The organism is Ginsengibacter sp. (assembly GCF_057362405.1).
The window spans coordinates 1-11,223 of sequence record NZ_JBMQQG010000195.1 but is presented as its reverse complement, the minus strand read 5'-3'; the positions used below and the strand labels follow the sequence as shown (position 1 = coordinate 11,223).

Annotated in this window: 13 protein-coding genes; 2 read left to right on the top strand and 11 right to left on the bottom strand. The window is 38.8% G+C overall.

The features are described from left to right. The 4 genes from ACO1O5_RS16835 to sqr all read right to left on the bottom strand — a co-directional run. A partial coding sequence (locus tag ACO1O5_RS16835; protein WP_486272273.1) for an OmpP1/FadL family transporter occupies window positions 1-655 on the bottom strand: 655 nt, incomplete at its 3' end. A 92-nt stretch (window positions 656-747) separates the two neighbouring features. Beyond that, window positions 748-1,284 (bottom strand): DsrE/DsrF/DrsH-like family protein, encoded by a 537-nt coding sequence (locus ACO1O5_RS16830; protein WP_486272271.1) that lies wholly within the window; start codon window positions 1,282-1,284, stop codon window positions 748-750. A 20-nt stretch (window positions 1,285-1,304) separates the two neighbouring features. Further along, a complete protein-coding gene (locus ACO1O5_RS16825; protein ID WP_486272269.1) occupies window positions 1,305-1,613 on the bottom strand; it encodes a TusE/DsrC/DsvC family sulfur relay protein in 309 nt (102 codons plus the stop codon). Window positions 1,614-1,643: 30 nt separating this feature from the next. Next, complete coding sequence (sqr, locus tag ACO1O5_RS16820) at window positions 1,644-2,900, bottom strand: type III sulfide quinone reductase, selenoprotein subtype (protein WP_486272267.1); 1,257 nt, start codon at window positions 2,898-2,900, stop codon at window positions 1,644-1,646. Between the two features lie 370 nt (window positions 2,901-3,270). Here sqr and ACO1O5_RS16815 point away from each other — a divergent pair, with 370 nt between their 5' ends. Next, complete coding sequence (locus ACO1O5_RS16815; protein WP_486272266.1) at window positions 3,271-4,968, top strand: FAD-dependent oxidoreductase; 1,698 nt, start codon at window positions 3,271-3,273, stop codon at window positions 4,966-4,968. A 79-nt stretch (window positions 4,969-5,047) separates the two neighbouring features. On the opposite strand, the gene ACO1O5_RS16810 is transcribed toward ACO1O5_RS16815, so the two are convergent. The 3 genes from ACO1O5_RS16810 to ACO1O5_RS16800 form a co-directional block, all read right to left on the bottom strand. After that, on the bottom strand, window positions 5,048-5,254 hold the full coding sequence (locus ACO1O5_RS16810) for a YgaP family membrane protein (protein ID WP_486272264.1): 207 nt from the start codon (window positions 5,252-5,254) through the stop codon (window positions 5,048-5,050). A 106-nt stretch (window positions 5,255-5,360) separates the two neighbouring features. Then, window positions 5,361-6,761: an NAD(P)/FAD-dependent oxidoreductase gene (locus ACO1O5_RS16805; protein ID WP_486272262.1), complete on the bottom strand. Its 1,401-nt coding sequence runs from the start codon at window positions 6,759-6,761 to the stop codon at window positions 5,361-5,363. 39 nt (window positions 6,762-6,800) lie between these two features. Continuing rightward, window positions 6,801-7,088, bottom strand: a complete 288-nt coding sequence (locus ACO1O5_RS16800) for a methyltransferase family protein (protein ID WP_486272275.1) — start codon at window positions 7,086-7,088, stop codon at window positions 6,801-6,803. Here ACO1O5_RS16800 and ACO1O5_RS16795 point away from each other — a divergent pair. After that, a complete protein-coding gene (locus tag ACO1O5_RS16795; RefSeq protein WP_486272276.1) occupies window positions 6,985-7,320 on the top strand; it encodes a hypothetical protein in 336 nt (111 codons plus the stop codon). The two genes, ACO1O5_RS16800 and ACO1O5_RS16795, sit on opposite strands and share 104 nt — an antisense overlap. A 9-nt stretch (window positions 7,321-7,329) precedes the next feature. Here the strand turns inward: ACO1O5_RS16795 and trxA are convergent, their stop codons facing one another. The 4 genes from trxA to ACO1O5_RS16775 form a co-directional block, all read right to left on the bottom strand. Beyond that, window positions 7,330-7,704 (bottom strand): thioredoxin, encoded by a 375-nt coding sequence (trxA, locus tag ACO1O5_RS16790; RefSeq protein WP_486272260.1) that lies wholly within the window; start codon window positions 7,702-7,704, stop codon window positions 7,330-7,332. 110 nt (window positions 7,705-7,814) lie between these two features. Next, the gene (locus ACO1O5_RS16785; protein WP_486272258.1) at window positions 7,815-8,399 is read right to left on the bottom strand and encodes a TlpA family protein disulfide reductase; all 585 of its coding nucleotides are present in this window, start codon (window positions 8,397-8,399) and stop codon (window positions 7,815-7,817) included. Window positions 8,400-8,490: 91 nt separating this feature from the next. Beyond that, window positions 8,491-9,906: an MBL fold metallo-hydrolase gene (locus ACO1O5_RS16780; protein ID WP_486272256.1), complete on the bottom strand. Its 1,416-nt coding sequence runs from the start codon at window positions 9,904-9,906 to the stop codon at window positions 8,491-8,493. A gap of 153 nt (window positions 9,907-10,059) precedes the next feature. Further along, the coding region (locus ACO1O5_RS16775; RefSeq protein WP_486272254.1) for a rhodanese-like domain-containing protein at window positions 10,060-11,223 on the bottom strand (1,164 nt) is incomplete at its 5' end.

Below are 11,223 nucleotides of genomic sequence, written 5' to 3'. Positions count from 1 at the left end.
TGCCAACCTGTCCGCCAAATCCTACTGCAGTTGCCTTATTACTAACGGGGTATCCAAGTGTTTGGCTGGGTGAGGCGAGCGGATTGGGAGCCAGTTTTATTGTGGCATAGTCAAAATTAGGTTGCAGCCCGATAGAAAATTGTTTTGAAATTTTGTATGAATATGCAAGACCTACCTGGAGTAGCTGGTAATCTGATTGTATACGTCCGAAGCCTCCTGAGCTTTGAGGCATGTTAATAGGATTCGAATTGCTTTGCGGAAAGGTGACGCCGAAACCACTTATTCCAAATGCTGACACACCAAATGTATGTTTACTATCTTTTTTGCCCCATACCATTGCAAGAGCTGGCATGACAGAAACTCCCCTTGCATCTTTTGTAACACCACTTACCGAACCGTTTTGAGTGGGCACGGTAGAGGACAAAACCGGTGAAGAAAAAAACAGACCCGCATTTGCGGAAATTATCTTTGAATCAAATGCAGAAAGACCTGCAGGATTCCATTGCAATGCTCCGTTAATATCGATTGGCTGTGCCGTAGCTGCTCCACCCATCGACATATTTGTGGCACCCACGCCTTGCATTATATGCCCTGCCTGTGCCAGTAAAATAAATGGCAATATGCCTAATCCAAAAGTTGTTATTATCTTTTTCATAAATGTTATTTTTTAAATCTGCATAAACTGCAGTGGTAATTGAATCAAATCATTGATTTGACTATAACTATACGAATGCAAGATGTTACTGTTTATATAAACAGCATGTGCACTCCTTCACCTGCACTCTCTTTATAAAAATCACCTACAGTAATTACATCATCGATACCGTCATACAAATCTTCTTTCTTGTAGTGAAACATATCCATGGCTAATTTGCATGCCCATAACTTTACGCCGGAAGCAGACAGAATATCCAAAAACTCCAGTATATCCGGCATATCAATTTTTTCCATTTCTTTTTTCATCATGTGAGTTGCCAGGGCTTCCATACCAGGCAAGCCGCCCAGCATGGTGGGCATGTGCATTGCAGGATTTCCTACAGTGGCTACATGTAAATGTTCCAGTTTCTTTTTATGAATTGCTTCCAACCCAAAAAACGTAAAGAACATCTCCGCTTCTATGCCTTCCATTCTTGCTCCGTTGGCTAATACAAAAGCAGCGTACACATTTTCAAGTGTGCCCTTGGATAAGATGATCATCATCTTTTTTATCGCTCCTTTATTTTCAGGTTTAAATGCAACATAACTTTTTTCAAGCGTCGCCGTTGCTTCATTTTCTTCGTACATAATTGACAGAATTTATTTTTTTAAATACAACTTGCAGGCTTAGGTATACCGGCAATTTTTGTTGCTGTTTTTAATGGCGCATTCGGAAATAATTGATAGAACTCTTTAATATCTACCACACCACTTTTTCCAACACGCCGGATACTTAGCGCTACCTGGTTTTTTTGTTCATTTTGCAGATACTTTAAAACTTCCCAATGTCTTGGAGTTAAAGCGATGCCAGATTCCGCAGCTAAGGCTTCGCCAACTTTATCATCCCACTGGCTAAAATCTTTTAAGTATCCTTCTTCGTTTACGGTTATTGATTTACCGGCTATTGTCCTTTCCATATTTGTTTTTTTAAATGATGATTTAATAATTTAATTAGCAACGGCCTTTGCTTTTTCATAATGTTTTCCATTCTCCGACATGGTTGCAGAAACAAAAGGTATATGTGTTCCTTTCAATAAAACATTCCAATAGATCCATCTGAAAGCAAGCTTACCCATATGATTCATCCTGCTTTCCTTCAGCAAACGCAAAGGGCCAATGCCGGGGAATGGAAAACTTCCTTCAACAGGTTCGTGTGTATAGTTAAAATCTATCAGCAATGCTTTACCGTTACCTGTTTCAATGAAGCAGTTTGCATGTCCGTCAAACTCTTCTTTTAATGGTTCTCCTTTTAAATAAAGTAAAATATTGTCAGTTAGTATCTCCGCTTCAAAGTGCGCAACAGAGCCGGCTTTGGAAGCAGGTATATTGCTCGCATCTCCTATCACAAAAATGTTTTCGTATTCTTTCGATTGCAGCGTTGCTTTATTAGCAGGTACATAATTTAACTCATCACCCATACCTGATCTTTCTATTAAATCGTCTCCTTTATTGGTGGGCACCGTTACTAATAAATCAAATGGAATTCTCTTTCCCCCATAGTCCACAATCTCTCTCGTTTCATTGTCCACATGCTCAATTGCAAAATCACTCTCAACATTTATATTTTTTTCTTCAAGCAAATGATCGAGCGCTTCGTTGGCTTTTGGTTTTGTAAATGCACCGCTTAAAGGTGTTACATAAGTTATGTCTACTTTATTCCGCATATGTTTGTGCTTAAAAAATGAGTCAGCCAAAAAAGCAAACTCCAGCGGAGCCACCGGGCATTTAATCGGCATCTCTGTTATATGCACCACCAGTTTACCACCTTCCCAATCTCTTAATTTATTTCGCAAAGCGAGAGCGCCTTCGAACGTATAAAAATCAAAAACAGATTTCTGCCATTCATCACCCTTCATTCCCTCTATTTCTTCCGGGGCGATTTTAGCACCTGTGGCGATTATCAAAACATCATAGTCTAGTTCTTCTCCGTCGTCCAGGTGAATTTTATTAATCGTTGGAACGATACGATCTATTTTTTTCTTTATTAGCTTAACTTCTTTTGGAATAAATTCCTCAACAGTCTTTATAATGTCTTCGGGAGCATAAATATCAAAAGGAAGAAAAAGATATCCTGGCTGATAATAATGTTCTTTACGTTCATCTATAATCGTTATTTGCCAATCGGGTTCTTTTAAATGATGATGTAAATGATTCGCCATAATTGTGCCGCCGGTTCCCGCTCCGAGTATTACAAGATTTTTCATTTCGTTTATTTTTAATTAAAATTTGCGATGTAAAATTCAGGCCGATTATGTCATTTTAATATGACATTAGTCTCTGCCTGCAATGATCCGCATCATGCTGAAATATGATTGTTCCCCAAACCCACACCTAATGAAAATTTGTGTAATAAATGTTACAATAGCTCCGTTTTCTGTGAGCTAGTTTTGAAAAAAAAGTATTGTTTTGACCTAAATACAATGCCGGCAAACCAATATAGTTTTCGTTTATCACTTCAGTTAGTTCTACATTTCCAATGTCAACATTTTTATCGCTTACTGATACAGACAAACCCAACAGAAAAGATAAACTCAACTATTTATTAAATCGCACTAAAACGAATTCACAAGAAACATGAAATACATAATAGTAGGTGCAGTAGCGGGTGGCGCAAGCTCGGCGGCAAGATTAAGAAGACTGGATGAACACGCAGAAATCATCATTTTTGAAAAGGGAGAATATATTTCCTATGCAAATTGCGGACTGCCCTACTACATCGGGGATGTTATTAAAGACCGCAATAAGCTTTTTGTGCAAACAGCAACTTCTTTTAATAGACGCTTCAATATCGATGTAAGGACAACGACTGAAGTAACATCCATCAATCCGGCTAAAAAAACGGTGACCGTTCTTGAGCAAACAAGCGGCAGGTTATACGAAGAAACCTATGATAAATTAATCTTGTCGCCGGGTGCCGAACCGATACGCCCTCCGTTGCCTGGCATTTTCAGCGAAGGCATTTTTACATTACGAAATGTGAAAGACACGGATTATATAAAAAGTTATGTACAGCAAAAACATATAAAAAAAGCGGTAGTAATTGGCGCAGGATTTATCGGGCTGGAAATGGCAGAAAACTTTCATGACCTCGGCCTGGATGTGACCATTATTGAGATGGGCAATCAAATTCTTGCCCCGGTTGATTTTCCCATCGCATCAATCGTTCTGCAACATATACGTTCCAAAGGTGTTGATTTGCGTTTAAACGTTGCCGTTACAGGCTTTGAGAAAAATAGCGATCAAATAGGAGTTTCGTTAAATAATGGTGATGTAGTAACCGCAGATATAGCGATGCTTTCAATAGGTGTGCGGCCAGATACGAGACTGGCAGTTCAGGCAGGGCTTAAAACCGGCACTGCCCGCGGTATTTGGGTAAATGAATATTTACAAACCTCCGACCCCGATATTTACGCCGTTGGGGACGCCATTGAATTTGAAAATCCAATTACGGGTCAATCGATGATCACTTACCTGGCAGGCCCGGCAAATAAGCAAGGCCGCATTTGCGCTAACAATGTTGTGTTGGGCAATGTTCAAAAATATCATGGTTCTATTAACACGGCAATCGTAAAGGTTTTTGATATGACAGTGGGTACCGCAGGAACAGCGTCGAAACATTTAAAAGCTGCTAACATTGATCATATTGTTTCAACAACAAGTAATCTTTCGCATGCAGGATATTACCCTGATGCCCAAAGAATGACCATCCAGATTGCATTTTCACCTAACGATGGGCGTTTGTTGAGTGCCCAAATTGCAGGCTATCACGGAGTTGATAAACGCCTTGATATTCTATCTTCATTTATTAAGCAGCGTAAAACCATTTATGACCTGGTTGAATTTGAGCATGCCTATGCACCCCCCTATTCTTCTGCAAAAGATCCTGTTAACATGGCGGGTTTTGTTGCTGAAAATATTTTGCTGGAAAGATTAAAAATATTTTACTGGGACGAACTTGACAGTATAAAAGCCGACGAATTTTTATTGGACGTACGCAGGGAAGATGAATATAATGATGGTAAATTAGCCAATGCAGTCAACATACCCATAGACGAAATTAGAAACAGGTTGGATGAAATACCAAGAGACAAAAACATTTATATTTATTGTGAAGCAGGATTGAGAGGATACCTGGCGCAAAGAATCCTGAAACAAAACGGATTCAACAAAGTGAAGAATCTTTCCGGCGGATATAATTTATGGAAATCCTGCACTGCCGAGATCAACCTCACGAAAAACGTAAAGCAAAAAACTCTTGCATTGCAGGATTAATAATTCGTACACCCGTTCACGTTTGACTCTCTAAGTCTTTTGAAACTACAGTAAAAATATTTTTTTGAAACCCCTTGTGCTATTTCTTTGCGGGACAGGAATTTAAACCAAGCATCAAATATAACGGGCAAGTTCCTACAAGGCTTGTTAATAGCAATATGCCACCCACAATTAATATTACAATACCGAAGGTTCCTGTAACAACATTGGTATAGTATAAAAAAGCAGCTAATGCCGCAATCAACAAACGTACAATCCGGTCTGCATATCCAACGTTCTTTTTCATATAAATTAATTTTTTACTAAGATAGTTAATGCCTCTTCCGGCCGTGGTAACTTTTGTTACAATAAGCCGGCATATTAAACCAAAAATCAATGGTTAACTATTTTAATCAGGCAGTTCCTTTTAAAATTTTATGCCAGTAAAACCAAGGCAGCAATTTTGTTTTTAATATCCACATGGACCATCTTGGCTTTGTTTGATCAAACGGGAATGACATAGTTGGTGTGTTCGTGTAATCAAACTCAGCCATCATTAGCTTTCCGTATTTGGTTGGAATCGGACAGGCGCTATACCCGCTGTAATTTCCATCTATTTTTTCATTGGCTAAAAATGCTATCAAATTCTGAACAACCACAGGCGCTTGTTTGCGTATAGCCGCGCCCGTTTTGCTGCATGGAGCATTGGTACAATCCCCTAACGCAAAAATATTGGCATAACGCACATGCTGCATTGTATTCTTATTTACATCCACATAACCGTAAGGGCTATTCGAATCCGAGAGTGGGCTGTTTTTAATAAAATCGGGAGCGGATTGTGGCGGCACTGCATGACACATGTCGAATTTCATTTCTTTATGTTCAACAATTCCGTCACGATTTTTTTCTTCATAATAAACTATTTTATTATTGCCATCAATTTCATTTACGTTCACTCCAAAGTGTGGATTTATATTATCAGCTTTTACCACTTCAGTAAGAGTATCGGCATATTCCTTTACGGCAAATATGGTTCCTGCACCTGATAAGTAATGCACACTACATTTATCCAGGATACCCTGTTTGCGCCAATAGTCGCAGGCGAGATACATAATCTTATGCGGCGCACCTCCACATTTGATTGGGCTTGAAGGATTCGTAAAAACAGCGGTGCCTCCCTTAAAATTTTTTATCATTTGCCACGTATAAGGTGCTACATTAAATGAATAATTACAACTCACATTATTTTTTCCAAGCGTTTCTTTCAGGCCTTTTATTTTATCCCAGTCTAGTTGTATGCCGGGGCAAACAACCATGGCGTCGTATTCATAGGAGGCGCCACTTTTGCAAACAACTTTATTTTCTCCGGGAATAAATTTTTCAACTGCATCTTTTATCCAGGTGGCTCCCTTCGGAATAACATCCCTCTCGTTTCGCACTGTTTTATTAACATCAAAAATACCGGCCCCCACCAGCGTCCAGGCAGGCTGATAATAATGTTTTTCTGATGGATCAATAATATTTATCTGTAAATTTTTGTCTTTGCGCAAGAGTTTTGCAGCTACGGAGAGACCGGCATTGCCTCCCCCGACAATGAGAATTTTTTTACCAGGCATATCGTTTGTTTTTAAAGTTTGTTCCCGTAAATCTATATTCTTATTATCGGCAGTATGGCAACTTTTGTTACATACTTCAAAGGCAATTGCTAATGTTGTGTCAAATTCAAAATGTCGGTTATCCCACAAAGACACTAAGATCACAAAGCATTTTACCTGGTGTTCTCCGTGGCTTTGTGGGAATATTGATAAAGACATAATTGACTTATGACGGTAAAAGATTTTAATCACATCCATTCAAAATATGAATGGGAACAACCTTGAAGTATTAGCCATATAATTTTTATATGATCCGAACTTTTGCAGTAACATTTTTTCTTCCCAGGTAAGTTTAATAATTAAAACCGAAGCAAGGGCGATGAAGAGAGTTAATCGCATCCAGTTGAAATGATTAATTAATAAACCCGAGGTTCCAAGTAAAATGGATGTATACATGGGATGGCGGATAAAATGGTATGGCCCATGGGTAATTAATGTTGCGCCGGATGAAGGTAAAGGCAAAATTCTCAATTTACTTTTTTGCATGGATGCTATTGCCCAGAGTACCAAAAGAACCGATAGTAGAATGAAGATTGCAGGCAACCACCAAAGTTGGCGTAGCTGCGAGCCCGTTAGTAACAGAAATATAAAAACAAACTGCAGGACTACAAGTACTAAAGATTTAATGCGACGAGGCATTTTCAATGTTTCTGTAAAAGTAAAACAGCCCGCGTATTGTATGCAGGCTGTTATTATTAATATATCTGTAACTGATTAGCCGAATGTTTTATTCCGATATTTTAACCGGAGCCAGTAAATTCTCTTCAATTACTTTTTTGAAAACATGTTTCGGGAAGGCACCTGGTTGCATGCTTGGTTCGCCATCTGAATCGATGAAAAGAATAGTGGGTATACTCTGTATACCAAACACTGCAGAGAGCTCCTGCTCCACATCAGTATTCACTTTATAAATAAGCAGCCTGCCTTCATATTCTTTTGAAAGATCTTCCAGCACCGGTGCAACCATTTTACAGGGACCGCACCAGTCGGCATAAAAATCTATAATAGCCGGCAATGTGCCCTGGTATTTCCAATCTTGTTCCGTTTCGTAATTAAATACTTTTTCCTTAAAGTCTTGCGTGGTGAGTTGAATAGTTGCCATTCGTAATTTAAATTTTTATAAAGGTAAAATTCTTCAACATTACAAATGGTAACTTTTGTTACGGTATTACAAAATGTTTTTCATAAGATATAATTTTTGCGAAGAAAGTATTATTGAAGCCCTTTCAACTGGCTAATGAATGAATCAGTATTATAACCCGCAAGGCCTTCATGCTTTAAAACTATTTTTCCTCGTTTGTCAAGAACAATAGTCGTGGGCAGCGTACCTGCAAAAATTTCTCCAGGCACATTCCCGGAAGTATAAAAAATTGGGAATGAAAAATGATTGTTCTCTAAATAGGCATCTGCTTTCGATCTGTCATCATCTTCATTAATAAAAAGAAAGACAACATTGGTATCGCTTTGCAATTTTTTATAGAGTTCGTTTATGGAAGGCATTTCTGCCCTGCATGGCGGGCACCAGGATGCCCAAAAATTTATAAAAACTACTTTGCCTTTCAGCACAGATGTGTTATGGATATTACCCTTTGAATCCACAAACGAGAAGGAAGAATTTTCGGGCAAATCTTTAACGGCATCTTTTTTTATTTCAGCTTTAAACAAACCAACTGAAATAAATTGCCGTAAAACCCAGGCCTTGCCATTAGGGCTTATAATAATGAAAAGAAGAAATGCAATTAATATATAGTTTAGAATCTTTTTTATTATTCGTCTATTGAAGTTTATGAAGGCCATAATTATATTGGGAATGTTTGTAGTTTCTCCCCGATTGACTAAGCAATAAATTCTGATGTATCTAACGTCTATTGTTGCACGAAAATTTACCTTACGCTTTCAACACCTTAGTCTGGCAAACAAAATTTGTTTTCGGCAGAGTTGTCTCACTTATTGCCTTAAAGCCGCCTCCTACTTCAGTAAAATTTCTGTAACCCCTTGCCTGCAAAATCGACGCGGCCACCATACTTCTATAGCCGCTGGCGCAATGAATGTAAAAATGTTCCTGCGGGTTGATGTCTTTGATCCATTCATTAATGTAATCCAAAGGTTTATTGTAAGCTTCTTCAACATGTTCTGCTGCATATTCAGTTTCCTTCCTGATATCAATCACTTTATCTTTCGGTATTTCCACTTCATTAGCAAATTGATCAGCAGTAATCCTGTCAACAACATCAGCCTCTTTACCTGCTTCCAGCCACGCTGCAAAGCCTCCTTTTAAATGTCCCAGCACATTATCAAAACCAACACGGCTTAAACGGGTCACGGTTTCTTCTTCTTTACCCTCTTCAGTTACCAGCAGCAGGGGCTGTTTTACATCAACAATTAAGGCTCCAACCCACGGCGCAAAATCTCCATTCAGACCAATATTTACAGATTGTGGAATAAACCCTTTATAAAAATCTTCAGCATTTCTTGTATCCAGAATTAATGCTTCGGTGTTTTCTGCTGCCGCTTGAAATTCGTCAGGCGACAATGCTTTCATTCCATGATTTAATACAGACTCAAAACTTTCGTAACCTTTTTTATTCATTGCCACATTTAAACCAAAATATGCCGGAGGTGGAAGTAATCCTTCTGTAACGGCTTTAATAAACGCTTCTTTGTTGGGTTGATTTAGCGCATAATTTACTCTCTTCTGGTTGCCCAAAGTATCAACAGTTTCCTTCATCATATTTTTACCACAAGCACTGCCGGCGCCGTGTGCAGGATAAACAATTACATCATCTGCCAAAGGCATTATTTTATTCATTAAACTATCATATAACAAACCAGCTAACTCTTCCTGCGTCATGTGTGCAGCTTTTTGCGCAAGGTCGGGGCGACCTACATCTCCCAGGAACAAGGTGTCACCGCTAAAAATTGCATAGTCTTTGCCACTCTCGTCTTTTAAGAGATAAGTAGTACTTTCCATGGTATGGCCAGGCGTATGCAATACTTTAATAGTTACATCACCCACCTTAAATTCTTCGCCATCTTTTGCAGAAACACATTCAAATTCACAAGCGGCATTGGGACCGTAAACAATGGGAGCACCTGTTTTTTTACTTAAGTCAACATGGCCGCTTACAAAGTCGGCATGAAAATGAGTTTCAAAAACGTACTTCAATGTGACACCGTCCTTTTGTAATCTTTTAATATATGGATCAGTTTCACGAAGCGGATCAACTATAGCGGCCTCACCTTTAGATGTGATATAGTAAGCACCTTGTGCAAGGCAGCCGGTATAAATTTGTTCTATGTTCATAATAGCCTTCTTTAAATTATTTTGCAAATATGCTTATAGTTACCGGTTAATTAGGTAACATTTGTTTCACTGGAAAATTGCTCACACAAATTTACGTCATAAAAAACCCCGGCTGTAAACCAGGGGTGTCGTTTGAGAGACTAATTTCCCGATCTATAACAAAGTGGTGGGACAAACATATTCTGTTCGCGGAACACTGGTTTTTGCAATCTCTTTAAACCCGCCGGATACGTCTTCGAAATTATCCCAGCCTCTTTGTTTAAGAATTGAAGCTGCGATCATAGTTCTGTAACCACTGTTGCAATACAATACAAACGGTTTATCTTTTGGAAAAGAAGCCAAATTGTTGTTGATCTGGTTTAGCGGGATGTTAAGGGCGCCTATTACATGTTCTGAATCAAATTCGCTCTTTCTTCTTATGTCAATTATTAATGGCCTTTCTGTTGTGTATTTTTTTTCAAATTCCCCGGCGCTCATCCTGGTAATTGTTTCATATTCTTTACCCGCATTTTTCCATGAATTGAATCCGTCTTTTAAATAACCAAGTGTAAAATCATACCCAACTCTTGATAAACGAATAATAGATTCTTCTTCCCTGCCGGTCTCGGTTACTAAAAGTATTTTTTGTTTTACATCAGGAATCATTTCGCCAACCCATTGTGCAAAGTTTCCATCAATACCAATGTTGACGCTGTTGGGAATAAAGCCTTTTGCAAATGTCGCTGCATCCCTGGTATCTAAAACAAGAGCATCTGTTTCATCAGCGGTTACTTCAAATTCAGCCACGGCCATTGGTTTCCTGCCTCTTTCCATAATCGTATCCAGGCTTTCGTAACCTTTAATATTCATCAAAACATTTTGAGGAAAGTATCCGGGCGGTGGCGTTAATCCTGTCAGTAATACTTTAATAAATTCCTCTTTTGTGAGAGATGGATTCAATGCATAGTTTACTTTCTTCTGGTGTCCGAGTGTATCTGTGGTTTCTTTGCTCATCATTTTGCCACAAGCGCTTCCTGCTCCGTGATTAGGATAAACTATTAAATCATCGCTTAAGGGCATAATCTTATTTCTGAGTGAATCGAACAGGTAGCCGGCCAATTTTGTTTCTGTAAGTTCCGCCACAACATGTTGTGCCAGGTCAGGCCTGCCAACATCCCCTATAAATAATGTATCGCCGGTAATGAGGCCATGTTCCCTGCCGTTTTCGTCTATAATTAAATAAGTAGTGCTTTCCATTGTATGACCGGGAGTATGTAACACTTTTACTTTTACATCGCCAACATCAAAAACCTGGTTATCTTCTGCAACAATAGCATC